This is a genomic window from Tannockella kyphosi, assembly GCF_021054785.1.
GTDB lineage: Bacteria > Bacillota_I > Bacilli_A > Erysipelotrichales > Coprobacillaceae > Tannockella > Tannockella kyphosi.
Genome location: NZ_CP088239.1, coordinates 1,445,050 through 1,463,058, shown reverse-complemented (window position 1 = coordinate 1,463,058; position 18,009 = coordinate 1,445,050). Strand labels below are relative to the sequence as shown.

The window sequence follows — 18,009 nt, the reverse complement described above, 5'->3', positions numbered from 1 at the left end:
TTGAGTGATTTCACTCAAGAAGAATCTGGTAGTGATGGCATGATGGACACACCTGTTCCCATCCCGAACACAGAAGTTAAGCATCATAACGGCGACGATAGTACTAAGGTGCAACAATAGCAAACTGCCAGTTTCATCCGACATCCATTTGGATGTCTTTTTTTGTATTTTAAAAGGGCTATTGCCCTTTTTCTAATCTTAATAATTTTATTTTTATATCAATACCTAATCCAAATCCACCTATTTTTCCATTCGCTTGAATACAACGATGACAAGGAATAACCAAAAGAATAGGATTATGATGATTTGCATTACCAACAGCTCGACATGCTTTGGGATTATCTATTGCATTTGCGATATCTTGATAACTTTTGGTTTGTCCATAAGGGATAGTTAAAAGTGCATTCCATACTTTTATTTGAAATTCAGTACCTATTAACTGATAGCGAAAACTAAACTCTTTACGTTCTCCTACTAAATATTGTGATATTTGAGAAAAAACGAAATCACTGAACTTTGTAGCATTCGATATACCTTGTTTTTCTTTTATTTTGATAGAATAAACTACTTCCTCTTTAAAACCAACTTCAATGATCCCAATAATACTTTGATAATATGCATATGTCATAAATAGAATCTCCTTATCTAATTTATTATATCATAGCTAAGAAGATAATAACTTGTTATTTAACTTAAAATACGTTAAAATAGATTGAAATATAAAGGATGAAATAATATGAAATTTAGAAAAGAAAGAATTAAAATAACAGCAGTTAGTTATTTAAAACAACTTAATTTAAATGGAATAAATCAAAAAGTATTAATAGAAGGGAAAAGTAGTTATAACCCTGTATTAATTTGTTTACATGGTTTAGGAACTTCATTACCTTTTTCATGTGGATCGAGAGGATTATATCCTGATTTTATTAAAAACTATACTATGGTTTATTGGGATCAATTAGGATGTGGGATAAATAATCAAGTATTGGAAGATGTATCAGTAGATGATTATGTGAACATGACATTTGATTTAATTAACGAAATAAGAGCTTTATTTCCAAATAATAAAATATATTTATTTGGTATGTCTTGGGGTTCATTATTAGCTCTAAAAGTAATGGCTCAAGATAATCCTATCGATGGTGCTATTTGTTATGGACAATTATCAAAAGATATGTATTTTAGTGAAGATACTTTTGAGGAACTAACGGATTATTGTCATCGAGTAAAAGCACTTGCTAGAATTGAAGAAATTCATCAAGAGCCATCTCATTGTTATCAAAATGTTGTAGAAATATCAAAATATATTAAGAAGTATTCGAATGGATATATTCATAAAAAAACAACAGCAACTAATTTTTTACCAATTATGTTAGGTAACTTTTTGAGTCAAGACTATAAAACAAAAGACTTTTTAGCTTTATTTAAAAATGGTTTTACTAAAAATGAATCATTGATTAATGAAATTATTGGATTAGATGTTAGTGAAGATTTCAAAAAAATATCCAAACCATATTATATTATCCAAGGAGCCAATGATATTATTACACCAACTAGTTCTTTAGTAAAAGTAATAGGAGATGTTAATAATTCAAATATTCGATTAAATATAATGGAAGAAGCTAGTCATATTCCATCTTCTCAAGCGATGGATTTGTTGTTTGGTCAATTGGAAGAATGTTTTAAATAGAAAGAAAACATCTAAGCTTATTAGATGTTTTTTATAGGGGAAAATATGAAAAATAATTTAGTAGAAGGAAAATTATTACCAACATTATTAAAATTTACGATACCTGTTTTATTTGCTTTACTACTACAAGTAACGTATGGAACTGTGGATTTAATTATTGTAGGTAGATTTAGTCAAGTAGAACAAGTATCTGCAGTTACTACAGGAAGTCAGATTATTACAACAATCACCTCTTTGTGTACTGGATTATCGATGGGAACTACTATTTTAATAGGAAACTATATTGGTGCAAAACAAAGTGATAAAGCAGGACATGTAGTAGGATCCAGTATTTTATTGTTTTTAACTATGGCTATCATTATTATGGGCTTTTTATTTATTGGTAAAGATTTAATTATAACTTTGATGCACGTACCAGAAAGTGCTATTTATTCAACAGGACAATATTTATTTATTTCATCGTTAGGAGTTATATTAATTGTTGCTTATAATGTTTTAGGAAGTGTTTTTAGAGGAATAGGAGATTCTAAAACACCTTTAATTGCTGTATTTATTGCTTGTATTATTAATATTTTAGGAGACTTGTTATTAACTGGATTTTTTGGTTTAGGTGCAATGGGAGCTGCTATTGCAACTGTTACAGCACAAGGAACAAGTGTTTTATTATCATTGATTCGTATAAAAAAGATTGCTTTACCATTTCATTTTGAAGTTAGTATGATTTGTTTTGATAAAGAAGTTATAAAAAAAGTATTACAATTAGGAGTTCCAATAGCCTTGCAAAGTGTTTTAGTAAGCATTTCCTTTTTATCAATTACCGCCATTATTAATGTAATGGGTGTTTATGTATCAGCAGCAGTTGGAGTTGTTGAAAAATTAACAGGAATGATTATGTTAGTACCACAAGCTTTTATGCAATCTTTATCTGCATTCACAGCACAAAATATGGGGGCAAATAAACATCAAAGAGCTGTTAAAGGATTAAAATATGGGATTTTGATTTCACTTTTCTTTGGGGTGATTATGGCATATATTGGTGCATTTCATGGAGAAGTATTAATTCGTTTCTTTACTAGTGACGCTAATATTATGAAAGAAGCTGTCCTATATTTAAAATCATATTCGATAGATACTGTCCTAGTATGTTTTATTTTCTGTTTTACAGGATTCTTTAATGGAACAGGGAATACAACCTTTGTTATGTTACAATCTATTATTGGCTCTTATTGTATTCGTGTACCATTAGCTTATCTAATCAGTACTTTAGAAGGAACAAACTTATTCTATGTAGGATTAGCAACTCCTTTTACTTCTTTTATACAAATTATTGTATGTTTTATTTTTTATTTTTACATCAAAAAGAACTTTAATAAAGAACATTAAAAAGCAAAAGAAATTCTTTTGCTTTTTATAATTGAATGCTAGAAGAATAATCTAATAAAGATTCTTCTCTAGGTAAATCACAATTTAATTCAGGATTACAGTAATAATAATTATCTTTATTTAATTTACTTTTCACTATTTCTAAAGCCTCTGCAAAACGTTGGAAATGGACAATTTCTCGTTCTCTTAAAAAACGAATGGGAGCCTTAATCTCTTCGTCATCCACTAAAGCTAAGATATTATCATAAGTAACCCTAGCTTTTTGTTCAGCAGCCATATCTTCCACTAAATCAGCGATAGGATCACCAGTAGATTGCATTCCTTCACTTGTAAAAGGCATCCCTGAAGCAGCTTGAGGATATATCCCAAAAGTATGATCTACAAAGTAAGTATCAAAGCCACTTGCTTTCACTTCTTCTTTAGACAATCCTCGAGTAAGTTGATATAAAATTGCTGAAATCATTTCAACATGACCTAATTCCTCTGTCGCTATATCCGTCAATAAAGCTTGTAATTCAGGCCAAGGCATCGTATAACGTTGACTTAGATAACGGATTGCAGCATTTAATTCCCCATCAGGGCCACCTAATTGAGAACATATAAAAGTAGCTGCTTTAGCATTTGGTTTCGTAATATTTACAGGAAACTGTAATCTTTTTTCATACACCCACATTATGCTTCTACCTCCCAAGGCCAAGGACCATTAATATAATCATAGTTTTTGTCATCAATACTACGATTGTTTAAACAACCATAATTACTAGTATACAAATCATAAGCTTTTTGATATCTTTCGACTGCTTCTTGATAGTATTTATATGCTTCCTTATCATTTGGATGAGTATCTAAAAATAACGTAATATCACTAATAGCAAAATCTAACATCATAATATCTTGTAACATATCTTTTTTACTTACCATCCTTTTTCACTCCAAGGTTTGTCTAATTCTTGAAAAATAGTTCCAATTCCAAAAGCTTTTTTTAAAGCATATATTTTTTGGAATTTTTGCATTTCTATTGAAGAAATGGTTAATTGTGTATTATTCATTTTATTCCTCCTACACCCTATACCTATGAGAATACAAAGATGTTGTTTAGGCATTTGCCTAGATAAAAGGAAAAAGCATAATTTTGTTCACTTTATTTAATTTGTGGTAGAATTGTCATATAGTGTTTGGTTTACAATAAAATGATAAGGTTTTCATTGTAAATGAAGAAGAATTATTATACAATAATCTTGTACAGTTTTTAGTACAAATAAGGATACTTAAAAAATTATGGAGGGTACAAAATGGAAAGTTTTGATATTATCTCTATATTTACCTATATCTTAGCAATAGCTGCCGGTTTTTTACTATACTTAGGTTTAACTAAACTAAAAATTAGAAAAGCAAAAGTAAGTGCTGAAGGAATCATTGAAGATGCAAATGCAAAAGCAGATACAATCATTAAAGAAGCAATTTTAGACGCGAAAACTCATGCATATGAATTTAAATTAGAATCAGAAAAACAATTAAAAGTTCATAAAAATGAAATTAATGAATTAGAAAATGCACTATCACAACGTGAAAAATTAATTGATCGTCGTGACATTGCAGTACAAGGGAAAGAAGAAAATATCGCGCAAAAAGTAAAACAGTTAGAAGAAAAAGAGAAAAATTTAGGAAAATTAGAGACGCAGTTACAAGAAAAAATTGATGCAAAAGTAGGGGAATTAGAAAAAATTGCTGCTATGTCAGCAAAAGAAGCAAAAGAAGAATTATTCAAACAAGTAGAACAACAAATTGCTGCTGAAATGACAGGGTATATTAAAGAACAAGAAGATGAAGCGAAATCAAAAGCTACTATGCTTGCCAGAGATATTATCGCAAATGCGATAAATCGATATGCTCAAGAAGAAACAGTAGAAAGAACAGTTAGTGTTGTAGCTCTTCCTAGTGAAGAAATGAAAGGTCGTATTATTGGTCGTGAAGGACGTAATATTAAAGCAATCGAACAAGCAACAGGTGTTGATTTAATTATTGATGATACACCAGAAGCAATTACACTTTCATGTTTTGATCCAATTCGTCGTGAGGTTGCTCGTATTTCATTAGAAACATTAATTCGTGATGGAAGAATTCAACCAGGTAGAATTGAAGAAGTAGTTACAAAAACAAGAGCTGAATTAGATGAAGTAATTCGTAAAACAGGAGAAGATGCTGCATTTGAATTAGGTATTTCTCGACTAGATAGTGGAATTATCAAACATTTAGGTAAGTTAAAATATCGTACTAGTTATGGTCAAAATGCATTACAACATTCTTTGGAAGTTGGACATTTAGCAGGATTTATGGCTGCTGAATTGGGGTTAAATCAACAATTAGCTAGAAGAGCTGGTTTATTGCATGACATCGGAAAAGCAATGGACCGTGAAAAAGAAGGTAGTCATGTGGAACTTGGTGCTAAGTATGCTAAGAAACATGGTGAAAATGCGACAGTTATTAACGCTATTGAATCGCATCATGGTGATGTTCCTGCAACAAGTGTTATTTCTATCTTAGTTGCTGCTGCAGATACTTTATCTGCTGCAAGACCAGGAAGTCGTAGCGAAACGATTGAAAACTATATTCAACGTTTAGAAAAATTAGAAGAAATTGCAAAATCATTTGATGGTGTTGATAAAGTATTTGCTATTCAAGCGGGTAGAGAAATACGTATTGTTGTAAAACCTGATAAGATTGATGATGTTCGTTCTCATCAAATTGCAAGAGAAATAAAAGATAAAATCGAAGCCGAATTAACATATCCTGGAAATATCAAGGTAACAGTTATTCGTGAAGTTCGTGCTAGCGAAATCGCAAAATAAGATAGGTTAGTACCTATCTTTTTTTTAAGGAGATAAAAATGAAAATATTATTTATAGGTGATGTAATGTCTTCTATTGGTAGAGACATGGTAGAAGATTATTTATATCGTATAAAACAACAGTATCAAATTGATTTTGTTATTGCAAATGTGGAAAATGCAAGTCATGGAAAAGGGCTTTTAAAGAAACATTATGAATTCTTTGTTTTTCAAGGTGTTCAAGCTATGACAATGGGAAACCATACTTTTGATAAAAAAGAAATTTTTGATTATATCGATGAAGCAAATCGTTTGATTGTTCCCATGAATCAACCTCGTGCCCTGCCTGGTACAAAATCAAGAGTGTTTGATTGTTTAGGTAAAAAAATTCGTATTACTAGTGTATTAGGTAGTGCTTTTATGGATACACGTAATGGTAGTCCTTTTGAAATGATCGATGATTATTTAGATTTAGAACATGATATTCATATTATTGATTATCATGGAGAAGCGACAAGTGAAAAGGTAGTATTTGCTCACTATGTTAAAGATAAAGTACAAGCAGTATTAGGGACTCATACTCATGTCCAAACTGCAGATGAAAAGATTATTGATGGAAAATGTGCCTTTATTAGTGATGTAGGAATGACAGGTCCTTATCGTTCAGCAATAGGATGTGATATTGATAGTGTTATTACACGTATGAAAGGATTTCATGCTCCTTTTATAATTGCAGAAAGTAGCGGACAATTATGTGCAGTTGTTTTAACTTTTGAAGACAACAAAGTAGTAGATATAGAAAGAATTATGATTAACGAAGACCACTCTTTTTAAGAATGGTCTTCTTTTATTAATCTTAACATAAAGTTTACGAAGTGATGCGTGTTATGGAAAGTAAAAAAGCGTATGATTGCTAAGATTAGGAGGTAGTAGGATGATAAGTGCAGTAATTGATATTGGATCGAATACGATTCGTATGAGTATATATAAATATGTTAACAATGAAATGACTATTTTAGTAACAAAAAAAGAAATGGTTGGTTTGATAAAATATGTAAAAGATAAACAAATGATGGAACAAGGAATAAATCGTGCTTGTGAAGTGTTACGTGTTTATAAAGAAATAATAGATAACTTTGATATTCAAGATGTCCATGCTTTTGCAACTGCATCTTTAAGGAATATATTGAATAGTGAGGATGTAATCGCTATAATAAAAGAAAGAACAGACTTAGATGTTACGATTATTTCTTCTAGTCAAGAGGCTAGCTTAGAGTTTATCGGTGCTTCTAAAAATGTTTTTCATCAAACAGGAGTTTTAGTAGATATTGGTGGAGGTTCTACTGAAATAGTTTTATTTAATGAAGGTAAAATAGAAAAGGCTATTTCTATGCCAATTGGTTCATTGAATATGTATACCAAGTATGTAAAAGATATTTTACCAACAAAAAAAGAATCAAAACAAATAAAAAAAGAAGTATTAGAAAAATTAGAGAAACATTTTAATAAGGATGATTTATCAAAATATCCTATTGTTTGTGGTGTTGGTGGTTCTATTCGTGCTACTAGTAAACTATATAATGATTGTTATGGTTTATCAAATGGAAACCATCAAATGAATTATCAAAAGATGAAAGATATGTATCAAGTTTTGAGCAGTTCTTCTAAAAAAACATTACATAAATTATTGGATATTGTTCCTGAACGTTGTAAAACTATTTTAGTAGGGATGTTAATCTTTAAAACAATTGTAAAGTATTTTAAATGTGATGAGATTGTGGTTAGTAAATATGGTGTTCGTGAAGGTTATTTTTATGAAAAGGTGGTCAAGTAAATGGAAAGTTACGAATATAGTCAAAATAGAGAATTATCATGGTTAAAGTTTAATGAAAGAGTATTAGATGAAGCAAGTGATGAAAGTGTTCCCTTGTTTGAAAGATTAAAGTTTATTTCTATATTTGGGAGTAATCTTGATGAATTTTATATGATTCGTGTTGGTGGTTTAGCGCATTCTATGGATTTACGTGAGTCAATTATAGATAATAAAACGGGATGGACACCAAAACAACAATTAGATGCTATTTATAAAAAAAGTGAAGATCTTTATAAAAAAAGAGATAAAATCTATCGAAATCTAAGAGAACAATTCTTTATGGAAGGAGTAGCTTTTAGTTCCTATAAACATTTAATTAAATCAGAAAAAACATATATTAAAGATTATTTTTATCATTCTATTTTACCATTACTATCACCTCAAATTATAGACTTATCACACCCATTACCACACTTTCCAAATAAAACAATCAATATCATATTAGAACTAAAAAAAGGAGATAAGAAACATTTTGGTTTAATTCCAATTCCTGCTCGTGCCAAAAGACTAATCTTTTTAAGGAGTGGTTTCAAATGTTTATTTGTCGAACATATAGTTTATGAAATGGCTAGTGAATTATTCCCAGGCTATTCGATAGAAGATAAGGCTATTATCAGAATTACTCGTAACGCTGATATTCATTATGATTATGATTATTTTGAAGAGATAGATTATCGTGATAGTATGAAAAAATTATTGAAGAAAAGAAATAACTTGATGCCAGTTCGTTTGGAAGTATCGGCTAGTAAATCTAGTTCAGTTGTTGAATTTATGCAAAAACAGTTATCTATTTCTTCTAGACAAACTTTCTTTGTAAAGACACCATTAGATATGTCTTATGTTTTTGATTTACCGACTAAATTTACAAAAAATCAAAAAGAAAAGTTTTGTTATTTGGCTTATCAACCACAAGTATCTAGTGAACTACAAGGGGTGCGTAGTTTAACACGATATGTTCGTCAAAAAGATGTATTATTACATTATCCTTATGAAAGCATGGATCCTTTTGTATCCTTAATCGAAGAAGCTGCTAATGATAAGAGTGTGATATCAATTAAAATGACTATTTATCGACTAGCGAATGATGCAAAGATTGTAGAGCATTTATGTACTGCAGCAAACAATGGAAAAGATGTTATTGTAGTAATGGAATTACGTGCTCGTTTTGATGAACAAAATAATATTGATTTTTCTAGAGAATTGGAAGATGCTGGATGTAAAATATTTTATGGATTAGAAGATTACAAAGTACATTCTAAAATATGTTTAATTACTTACCAACATAAAGATAAAATATCATTTATTACACAAATTGGTACCGGAAATTATAATGAAAAAACTGCAAAACTATATACTGACTTATCTTTGATAACAGCAAACCAAGAAATAGGGATAGATGGTGATATGTTTTTTAAAAACTTATTAGTATCTAATATTGCAGGACAATACACCCACCTATTAGTAGCACCGACTGGATTACGTGAAACAATTTTATTAAAAATAGATGAACAAATAGAGATAGCGAATGAAGGAAAAGAAGCACGTATTATTATGAAAGTCAATGGTTTAACAGATGTTTCCATTATTGAAAAGTTAGAAGAAGCTAGTAATGCAGGTGTCAATATCACACTAATTGTAAGAGGTGTTTGTTGCATTGTTCCTGGTATCAAAGGACATACTGAAAATATTCAAATCCGTTCTATTATTGGTAAATATTTAGAACATCATCGTATTTATATTTTTGGTGCAGAAGCTAATATGCAAATGTACATTAGTAGTGCTGATATTATGTCTCGTAACTTACGTAAACGTGTTGAGATTGCTTGTCCAATATTAGATAAAAATATTCAAAAACAACTATGGAATATCGTAGAAACAATAGTAAGTGATAACCGTAAGGCTTGGGTTTTAGGAGATGATAAAACATATTCTAAAAACAAGATCCAAAAGGAATACGATAGTCAATTAATATTTGAACAAATTGCAATTAAACAAAGCCATACAAATCCATCCTTAAAAATAGCGATTAAAAAATTATTCAAGAAAAAAAGATAGGTATAAAATAGTCCTCCAATCATAGTTTATGATAGGAGGATTATTTATGGAAATAATGAAAGTATCATCATCGTCATCACCAACTAGTGTTGCTGGAGCATTATCTAGTATGATTCGTAGTAAAGAAGAAATTAGTATTCAAGTGATTGGAGCAGCTGCTTTAAATCAGGCAATAAAGGCAATTGCTATTGCAAGAGGATATGTGGTTTCAACAGGGATAGAAATAGCCTGTGTACCAGCTTTTCATGATTTAGTAATAGAGGATAAGATTGTGACGGCTATACGATTAAAAATCGTTATTCTGTAGTAAAAAAAGGATTTCTTTTTCTTTTTAAATAAGGTATAATTATGTAGACTTATTGAAGGAGGATTTTAAAATGGTGAAATTAATGATGAGCACTGCTCAAGTAAAAAAATTAGTAGATTTCTTCGATGGATATGAAGATGATAAAGTGAAAGTTAAGTTAGATAAAATTGCAGGAATCCGTGCTTATATGGATTGTGAAACTGAACTAAGTGCAGGAGATGCGGCTAACCACTGTAAATCTTTATTTAAGAAAACACCTGAAGGTGGAGTTCTTTACTTTTCTATCGCACCAGAGGGAGCTTATTAAAATAAGGACATTGTCCTTATTTTTTTAACTTTATAATAAAATAAAAGGAAACAAGATATGAAAGACTATAGTAAATATTTTAATAAACCTTCATTAAATGAAGCTAAAAAAAGAAACAAAGAAGAAATACATCGATATGATGATGCTTTTTCTATACCTAGCAGTATGGAAAATGTTGGAAACCATAAGTATTATTTTATCCAAACCTATGGATGCCAAGCTAATGAAAGAGATACGGAAACATTGGCTGGTATTTTAGAAATGATGCAATACAAACCTACTAAAGATATTAAACAAGCAGACTTTATATTATTAAATACTTGTGCTATTCGTGAAAATGCAGAAGAAAAGGTATTTGGAAAAGTGGGTTATGTAAAAAACCTAAAGAAAACAAATCCTGATTTATTATTTGGTATTTGTGGTTGTATGGCACAAGAAGAAGTAGTAATACAGCGTATTTTAGCAAAACATCCACATATTGATATTATTTTTGGTACCCATAATATTCATCGCTTACCTGAAATCATGGAACAAGCAATGTTCGATAGAGAAAAAGTGATAGAAGTATGGTCAAAAGAAGGAGATGTTATTGAAAACACTCCTGTTACTCGAGCAAATCATTATAAAGCATGGGTAAATATTATGTATGGTTGTGATAAGTTCTGTACTTATTGTATTGTTCCATATACAAGAGGAAAAGAACGTTCAAGATTACCAAAAGATATTGTAAAAGAAGTAGAACAATTAGTAAAAGATGGTTATAAAGAAATTACGTTATTAGGACAAAATGTAAATAGTTATGGCAAAGATCTGGAAGGTAACTATGGATTTGGTGAGTTATTAGAAGATATTGCTGCTACCAAAATACCTAGAATCCGTTTTACTACTAGCCACCCAAGAGACTTTAATGAATCCATGGTAAAAGTAATTGCTAGTCATGAAAATATCATGCCAGCTATTCATTTACCAGTTCAATCAGGTAATAATGATGTATTAAAATTAATGGGTCGAGGATATACTAGAGAACGTTATTTAGAATTGTTTCATCATATTAAAACATATATCCCAAGCGCAACAGTAACAACGGATATTATTGTAGGGTTCCCAAATGAAACTCAAGAACAATATGAAGATACTTTATCATTATATCAAGAATGCTGTTATGATCTTGCATATACTTTCATTTACTCACCTCGTGAAGGAACACCGGCAGCTAAAATGATTGATAATGTTGCTTTAGAAGATAAAGAACAACGTTTATATAAATTAAATGATTTAGTAAATGAGTGTGCATCAAAACAAAACAGACGTTTCTTAAATGAAACAGTAGAAGTATTAGTGGAAGGTACTTCCAAAAAAGATGATACGATGTTAACTGGATATACTGCTCATCAAAAGCTTGTAAACTTTAAAGGAAATATGGATAGTATTGGAACAATTGTAAAAGTTAAAATTACAGAAGCAAACACTTGGGCATTAAAAGGAGAAGCAGTTGAGTAGCTTAGAATTAGCAGCTCTATTAAACCAAGAGTTATTAGACAATCCTACAATCAAAGCTTTTCAAGAATACCAATCTTCCATCAATAACAATCAAGAACTAATAGCCTTAGAATCTAAAATAAAAGCATATCAAAAAGCTATTGTTAATCTGAAAGCAAGAAAAGATGATAATGCAACACGTATCATTGAAGAATATAAACAAACAATGGATGAATTTAATCATCATCCTTTACTTGTTAACTATTTATACTTAAAAGAAGAAGTAGATTATCTGTTGCAAAATATAAATGTACAAATAAATGGACAATTATTAGATAATGACTTGACTAAATGATAATAGATAATTATAATTTACAAAAATAATGAAATCGTAAAAATAAAGGAGAAAAATATGGCCTACTTTTTTGAAGAACCATCACGTACATTTAACGAATATTTATTGGTTCCAGGATATTCTTCGAAAGAATGTCAACCAAACGCAGTATCTTTAAAAACACCATTAGTAAAATTTAAAAAAGGGGAAGAACCTGCTATTTCTTTAAATGCCCCATTAGTATCAGCAATTATGCAAGCTGTATCTGATGATACAATGGCAATTGCTTTAGCTAGAGAAGGTGGAGTATCATTTATTTATGGTTCTCAATCTATTGAAAGCCAATCTGAAATGGTGAGAAAAGTAAAAAATCATAAAGCTGGATTTGTTTTATCAGATTCTAACTTAAGTGAAACTAGTACATTAGCTGATGTGTTAAAATTAAAACAAGAAACAGGTCATTCTACAATGGCAGTAACAAAAGATGGAACTTGTAATGGAGAATTATTAGGTATTGTAACAGGTAGAGATTATCGTATCTCAAGAATGGATGCTAATACAAAAGTAACTGAATTTATGACTCCTTATGATAAATTAGTAGTAGCTCATGAAGGTACTTCTTTAAAAGAAGCAAATGATCTAATTTGGGATAAAAAATTAAATGCATTACCAATAGTAGATGATAATCGCAAATTATGTTATTTCGTATTTAGAAAAGATTATGAAACAAGAAAATCAAACCCAAACCAATTATTAGATGATTCAAAACGTTATATAGTTGGAGCAGGGATTAATACAAAAGATTATGCAACACGAGTACCAGCTTTAGTAGAAGCTGGAGTGGATGTTTTATGCATTGATTCTAGTGAAGGATTCACAGAATGGCAACAAATGACTATTGCATGGGTTCGTGAAAATTATGGAGATACAGTAAAAATCGGAGCTGGGAATGTAGTAGATGAAGATGGATTTAGATTCTTAGCAGATGCTGGTGCTGACTTTATTAAAGTTGGTATTGGTGGAGGTTCTATTTGTATCACTCGTGAACAAAAAGGAATTGGTCGTGGACAAGCAACTGCTACAGTAGATGTAGCAAAAGCTAGAGATACATATTATCAAGAAACAGGAATCTATATTCCTATTTGTAGTGATGGTGGTATTGTTCATGATTATCATATGACTTTAGCACTTGCAATGGGATCTGATTTTATTATGTTAGGTAGATATTTCTCAAGATTTGATGAATCACCAACAAATAAAGTAAGCATCAATGGTCAATATATGAAAGAATACTGGGGTGAAGGTAGTGCTCGTGCTCGTAACTGGCAACGTTATGATATGGGTGGAGATTCTAAGCTTTCTTTTGAAGAAGGAGTAGACTCTTATGTACCTTATGCTGGTAGTTTAAAAGATAATGTTGGTTTAACGTTAAGTAAAATTAAATCAACTATGTGTAATTGTGGTTCTTTATCAATTCCTGAATTCCAACAAAAAGCTAAAATTACTTTAGTTTCTTCTACAAGTATTGTAGAAGGTGGAGCACATGATGTTGTTTTAAAAGAATCAACAAATTCTTCTACAGTAAAATAAGATGTTCCTTTGGGAATATCTTTTTTTGTAAAGAAAAAAGGAGAAATTATTCTCCTTGATAGTTCTTTACATTATGGATAATAGTATCAACATCATCACATTCATTTAATAAACGATTTAAACGTTCAAACAGTTCCATATCTTCCCCAGCTAATTCAACATATTCTTGTGGGAAAGTAGAAATTTCTTCTACATCAAATACAGCTTCAGGACAAGCTTCTTCAATAGCTTCCTTCATTTTGTATAAATCTTGAGGTTCACCAGTTAATTCAATAGAACCATCTTCATGTGCTTCAATTTCTTTCGCATCAACATCAGCCATAATCAATGCTTCTAACGTAGCTTCTTCATCTAAACCTTTAAAAGATAAAATACTAACAGTATCATATGCATAAGAAACAGATCCTTCTGCTCCTAATTTAGCTTTTGATTTAGTGAATGCAGGACGTACATGTGAAATAGTACGGTTAATATTATTAGTTAAACATTTTACAATAATTGTAGAACCACTTGGACCGTATCCTTCAAATTGTAATTCATCAAAATTTTCTGCAGCACCACTATTTGCTTTTTCAATAGCTCTTTTTATAACATCTCCAGGAACTTGATCTTTTTTTGCTTTTTCAATTAAACGACGTAATGTAAGATTTGAATCTGGATCACTTCCTCCAGCTTTTGCACTTAAATATACTTCCTTACCATAACGTGAGTATACTTTCGTTTTTGCAGCAGCAGTTTTTGCCATTGCAACTTTACGTACCTCATGAGCTCTACCCATTTTATTTCCTCCTTAAGTAATACATGACTGATTAATTATACTCTTATCCAGCATTTTTTTCAAGTGTAGATAATGTAAAAAAAGTCTATATCCAAACAACTAAATATGTTATAATCATTGCATTATGAGGTGATAAAGATGAAAAAAGTAGCTATTATTGGAGCAGGTGCTTCTGGGCTTGCATGTGCCAGTAGTTTTCAAGCAAAAGATATCGAGATTCTTGTTTTTGAACAATTTGATAAAAGTGCTAGAAAACTATTAGCTACTGGTAATGGTCGCTGTAATATTTCAAATACAGAGATGCAAATGGATTTTTATAATACTAATAATCCTATTATTTCTAATATTATTATGAATTTCAATGTTACTGAATTCTTTTTAAAAAGAAAATTATTATTAAAACAAGAAGGAACATTACTATATCCTTTTAGTAACCAAGCAAAATCAGTAAAAGATTGTTTAGTGAATTGTTTAACACATACAAAAATTATCTCCCAACAAAAAGTTATTACTATAAAACATGAAAAAAATGGTTATTCTATTAATACATTTAGTGATCGTTACTTTGTGGATTATGTTGTTCTAGCTATTGGTAGCAATGCGGGTATAATGGCAAATCAAGATAATTATCAATTAATTCAAAATCTAAACATTCCTTTAACAAATTGTCATCCTAGTTTAGTTCAGTTTGTCACTAAAAAAGTTTATAAACAATTAAAAGGTGTTCGTGTAAAAGGACAAGTATCCTTATATGATAATAATCAATTAATAGCATCTAGAATTGGTGAAATACAATTTACTGATTATGGGCTATCAGGTATTTGTGTAATGCAACTATCAAGATATTATCACCAATGTCATCAACCTCAATTGCATATTGATTTATTACCACAATATCCAAATGATCAAGAATTACTAGAAAAATATGGACTAGAAGGAATATTTCCTGAAAAATTAGTAGCAGTACTACAAAAAGAAAAGATAGCACTAAAAAAATGGGTAATGGATATTGTTGAAACAAAATCAGCACCATTTGCTCAAGTGATTCAAGGTGGAATTGATTTAAATCAAATAAATGAAGACCTAGAAATAAAACAATATCCTAATATGTTTGCAATTGGTGAAGTATTAGATGTAGATGGAGATTGTGGAGGATATAACCTTCATTTTGCTTTTGGTAGTGGTCAATATGTTGCTAAAATAATAGAAGAAAGAGTGAAAAAATGTTAGAAATAAATAATGTAAAAATGCCTTTAAAACAAACAGATGCACGTATTAAAATATCCCAATTATTAAATGTATCTAAAAATAAAATTAAAAATGTTCAAATAGTAAAACAAGCAGTAGATGCTAGAAGAAAAAATAATATTCATTTCCTATGTTCTTATCATTTTGAAATAGAAAATGAAGCCATGATTATTAAAAAAAATCCAAAAGTATCCTTATCCATAGTAGAACAATATAACTATCCTTTCCTACAACCAACAAATCAAAGAATAGTAGTAGTAGGTAGTGGACCAGCAGGACTATTTTGTGCTTATCAATTAGCAAGATCTAAACAAGAAGTTATCTTAATAGAGCGTGGTTCAAAAGTAGAAAAAAGAAAAGAAGATATTGATTTATTTTTTAAAGAAGGTATTTTACAAACAGAAAGTAATGTTCAATTTGGAGAAGGAGGAGCAGGAACTTTTTCAGATGGAAAATTAACAACAGGTGTAAAAGATCATCGTAAACAATTTATATTAAATACGTTAGTAACACATGGTGCTCCTAAAGAAATCTTATATCGAAATAAACCACATGTAGGAACAGATTACTTAATGGATGTTGTTAAAAACATGCGTCTATTTATTGAAGAAAATGGTGGAAAAGTAATATTTGATACAAAGTTAGAAGACATTCATGTTCAAAATAATAAGATTGAATCTATTACAATGACTACAAATGGAAAACAAGAAAAACTATCCCTAGATAAATTAGTATTAGCAATAGGACATAGTGCTAGAGATACTTATCGTATGTTAGATGCAAATGGAATAAAAATGGAACAAAAACCTTTTGCTGTAGGATTACGTATTGAACATTTACAAAGTTTTATTAACGAATGTCAATATGGACAAGAAAAAGATAATCCAATATTACCAGTAGCTGATTATAAATTAGCAGTACAATCATTAGACAAACGAGGAGTATATAGTTTTTGTATGTGTCCTGGAGGACAAGTAGTGAATGCCTCTAGCCAAGCACATCATTTGGTAGTAAATGGAATGTCTAATTTTAAAAGAGAACAAGAAAATGCGAATAGTGCTATTTTAGTAACTGTAAATCGAGAAGACTTTGGTAGCGAGGATGTTTTGGCAGGTGTTGAGTTCCAAGAAAAATTAGAACAAAAAGCTTATGAATTAGGTGGTTCGAATTATCATGTTCCAGTACAAAGAATAGAAGACTATTTGAATGGAAGTATGGAATATGATATGGAACAAGTAATACCAAGTGTTTTACCTGCATATAAATATGCTAAGCTAGAACAATTATTTAGTTATGAAATAAACCAATCTTTGAAGCAAGGTTTGACTTTCATGGACAAAAAAATACCTGGCTTTATTAGTCAAGCAGTTCTTAGTGGTGTTGAATCTCGTTCATCAGCACCAGTCCGTATTTATCGTGATGAAAAGATGTGTTCCAACATTCAAGGCATTTATCCAATCGGTGAGGGTGCAGGATATGCAGGTGGAATTATGTCTAGTGCAATCGATGGTTTAAAATGCAGTGAAAATCTATTACAGGAGTGATAATTTGTCAACGTTAGAAATGATATTTATAGCCATTGCACTAGCAATGGATGCAGTTAGTGTTACGATTGCAACGTGTGCGATTACAAGAGAAAAACCAATTCTTTATGCCTTTAAATTATCCTTATGTTTTGGTGTTTTCCAAACCATAATGCCACTTTTTGGTTCTTATATAGGAGATTTTCGTTCTGATACAATCTTTCAAATAGGCCATTGGATTTGTTTTGGGTTATTAATGTTTATTGGGTTAGATATGATAGTAGAAGCATTTAAAGAAACAAAACCAATGAAAAATGATGCATGGATTACCATTTTTTCTTTAGCATTAGCAACAAGTATAGATGCTTTTGCACTAGGAGTTACTTTTTCATTATTAGATGTAGCATTATTTCAAGCAGTCATCATAATAGGTGTTATTACATTTGGTTTATGCTTTTTTAGTGCTGTTATTGCTTATAAAATAATGCAATTATATCAAAAACAAGCACAAATAGCAGGAGGAATTATTTTAATTGTTTTAGCAATTAAAATAATGCTAGAACATTTTAGCTAGTGATTTACAATCACTATAAAAAGAAGTATGATATTGTATAT

At 30.1% G+C, this 18,009-nt stretch carries 19 protein-coding genes and 1 rRNA gene; 15 read left to right on the top strand and 5 right to left on the bottom strand.

Going from position 1 to position 18,009, the window contains the following annotated elements:
* The first annotated feature begins 24 nt into the window (after positions 1 to 24).
* Positions 25 to 133: ribosomal RNA gene (rrf, locus tag LRR82_RS07210) — 5S ribosomal RNA — on the top strand.
* Between the two features lie 45 nt (positions 134 to 178).
* On the opposite strand, the gene LRR82_RS07205 is transcribed toward rrf, so the two are convergent.
* Complete coding sequence (locus LRR82_RS07205) at positions 179 to 628, bottom strand: methylated-DNA--[protein]-cysteine S-methyltransferase (protein WP_249028762.1); 450 nt, start codon at positions 626 to 628, stop codon at positions 179 to 181.
* A gap of 108 nt (positions 629 to 736) precedes the next feature.
* Here LRR82_RS07205 and LRR82_RS07200 point away from each other — a divergent pair, with 108 nt between their 5' ends.
* Both LRR82_RS07200 and LRR82_RS07195 read left to right on the top strand, forming a co-directional pair.
* Entirely contained in the window at positions 737 to 1,690 is a 954-nt protein-coding gene (locus LRR82_RS07200; protein WP_249028761.1) for an alpha/beta fold hydrolase, read from the top strand.
* Positions 1,691 to 1,735: 45 nt separating this feature from the next.
* Positions 1,736 to 3,073 (top strand): MATE family efflux transporter, encoded by a 1,338-nt coding sequence (locus LRR82_RS07195; protein ID WP_249028760.1) that lies wholly within the window; start codon positions 1,736 to 1,738, stop codon positions 3,071 to 3,073.
* Between the two features lie 25 nt (positions 3,074 to 3,098).
* On the opposite strand, the gene LRR82_RS07190 is transcribed toward LRR82_RS07195, so the two are convergent.
* The 3 genes from LRR82_RS07190 to LRR82_RS07180 are packed head-to-tail and all read right to left on the bottom strand — an operon-like array spanning position 3,099 to position 4,122.
* Entirely contained in the window at positions 3,099 to 3,746 is a 648-nt protein-coding gene (locus LRR82_RS07190; RefSeq protein ID WP_249028759.1) for a manganese catalase family protein, read from the bottom strand.
* Positions 3,746 to 3,994: a spore coat protein CotJB gene (locus tag LRR82_RS07185; protein WP_249028758.1), complete on the bottom strand. Its 249-nt coding sequence runs from the start codon at positions 3,992 to 3,994 to the stop codon at positions 3,746 to 3,748. Before LRR82_RS07185 ends, LRR82_RS07190 begins: the two co-directional genes overlap by 1 nt.
* Positions 3,988 to 4,122, bottom strand: coding sequence for a spore coat associated protein CotJA (locus LRR82_RS07180; RefSeq protein ID WP_249028757.1), 135 nt, complete (start codon positions 4,120 to 4,122; stop codon positions 3,988 to 3,990). The genes LRR82_RS07185 and LRR82_RS07180 overlap by 7 nt, the downstream gene beginning before the upstream one ends.
* Before the next feature lie 243 nt (positions 4,123 to 4,365).
* Here LRR82_RS07180 and rny point away from each other — a divergent pair, with 243 nt between their 5' ends.
* From rny to LRR82_RS07135, 9 genes are all read left to right on the top strand, one after another.
* Complete coding sequence (gene rny / locus LRR82_RS07175; protein ID WP_249028756.1) at positions 4,366 to 5,922, top strand: ribonuclease Y; 1,557 nt, start codon at positions 4,366 to 4,368, stop codon at positions 5,920 to 5,922.
* Positions 5,923 to 5,960: 38 nt separating this feature from the next.
* A complete protein-coding gene (locus tag LRR82_RS07170) occupies positions 5,961 to 6,734 on the top strand; it encodes a TIGR00282 family metallophosphoesterase (RefSeq protein ID WP_249028755.1) in 774 nt (257 codons plus the stop codon).
* A gap of 100 nt (positions 6,735 to 6,834) precedes the next feature.
* On the top strand, positions 6,835 to 7,734 hold the full coding sequence (locus tag LRR82_RS07165) for a Ppx/GppA phosphatase family protein (protein WP_249028754.1): 900 nt from the start codon (positions 6,835 to 6,837) through the stop codon (positions 7,732 to 7,734).
* Positions 7,735 to 9,828 carry a polyphosphate kinase 1 gene (gene ppk1, locus LRR82_RS07160; RefSeq protein ID WP_249028753.1) on the top strand — a complete coding sequence of 698 codons (2,094 nt, stop codon included), beginning with the start codon at positions 7,735 to 7,737 and terminating at the stop codon, positions 9,826 to 9,828. It begins immediately after the preceding gene.
* 46 nt (positions 9,829 to 9,874) lie between these two features.
* Positions 9,875 to 10,135, top strand: coding sequence for a stage V sporulation protein S (locus tag LRR82_RS07155; RefSeq protein ID WP_249028752.1), 261 nt, complete (start codon positions 9,875 to 9,877; stop codon positions 10,133 to 10,135).
* A gap of 70 nt (positions 10,136 to 10,205) precedes the next feature.
* Entirely contained in the window at positions 10,206 to 10,442 is a 237-nt protein-coding gene (locus tag LRR82_RS07150) for a hypothetical protein (protein ID WP_249028751.1), read from the top strand.
* A 57-nt stretch (positions 10,443 to 10,499) separates the two neighbouring features.
* Entirely contained in the window at positions 10,500 to 11,942 is a 1,443-nt protein-coding gene (gene miaB, locus LRR82_RS07145; protein WP_249028750.1) for a tRNA (N6-isopentenyl adenosine(37)-C2)-methylthiotransferase MiaB, read from the top strand.
* Positions 11,935 to 12,276: a YlbF family regulator gene (locus LRR82_RS07140; protein ID WP_249028749.1), complete on the top strand. Its 342-nt coding sequence runs from the start codon at positions 11,935 to 11,937 to the stop codon at positions 12,274 to 12,276. Before miaB ends, LRR82_RS07140 begins: the two co-directional genes overlap by 8 nt.
* Positions 12,277 to 12,333: 57 nt before the next feature.
* Entirely contained in the window at positions 12,334 to 13,845 is a 1,512-nt protein-coding gene (locus LRR82_RS07135; RefSeq protein ID WP_249028748.1) for an IMP dehydrogenase, read from the top strand.
* Positions 13,846 to 13,891: 46 nt separating this feature from the next.
* On the opposite strand, the gene LRR82_RS07130 is transcribed toward LRR82_RS07135, so the two are convergent.
* Positions 13,892 to 14,623 carry a YebC/PmpR family DNA-binding transcriptional regulator gene (locus LRR82_RS07130; RefSeq protein WP_249028747.1) on the bottom strand — a complete coding sequence of 244 codons (732 nt, stop codon included), beginning with the start codon at positions 14,621 to 14,623 and terminating at the stop codon, positions 13,892 to 13,894.
* 138 nt (positions 14,624 to 14,761) lie between these two features.
* Between LRR82_RS07130 and LRR82_RS07125 the strand changes: the two genes are divergently transcribed.
* From LRR82_RS07125 to LRR82_RS07115, 3 genes are read left to right on the top strand one after another with little or no spacing between them, the layout of a single operon-like run.
* Positions 14,762 to 15,853 carry an NAD(P)/FAD-dependent oxidoreductase gene (locus LRR82_RS07125; protein ID WP_249028746.1) on the top strand — a complete coding sequence of 364 codons (1,092 nt, stop codon included), beginning with the start codon at positions 14,762 to 14,764 and terminating at the stop codon, positions 15,851 to 15,853.
* Entirely contained in the window at positions 15,847 to 17,415 is a 1,569-nt protein-coding gene (locus LRR82_RS07120; protein ID WP_249028745.1) for an NAD(P)/FAD-dependent oxidoreductase, read from the top strand. The genes LRR82_RS07125 and LRR82_RS07120 overlap by 7 nt, the downstream gene beginning before the upstream one ends.
* 4 nt (positions 17,416 to 17,419) lie before the next feature.
* Entirely contained in the window at positions 17,420 to 17,968 is a 549-nt protein-coding gene (locus tag LRR82_RS07115; RefSeq protein ID WP_249028744.1) for a manganese efflux pump MntP, read from the top strand.
* The last annotated feature ends 41 nt before the right edge of the window (positions 17,969 to 18,009 follow it).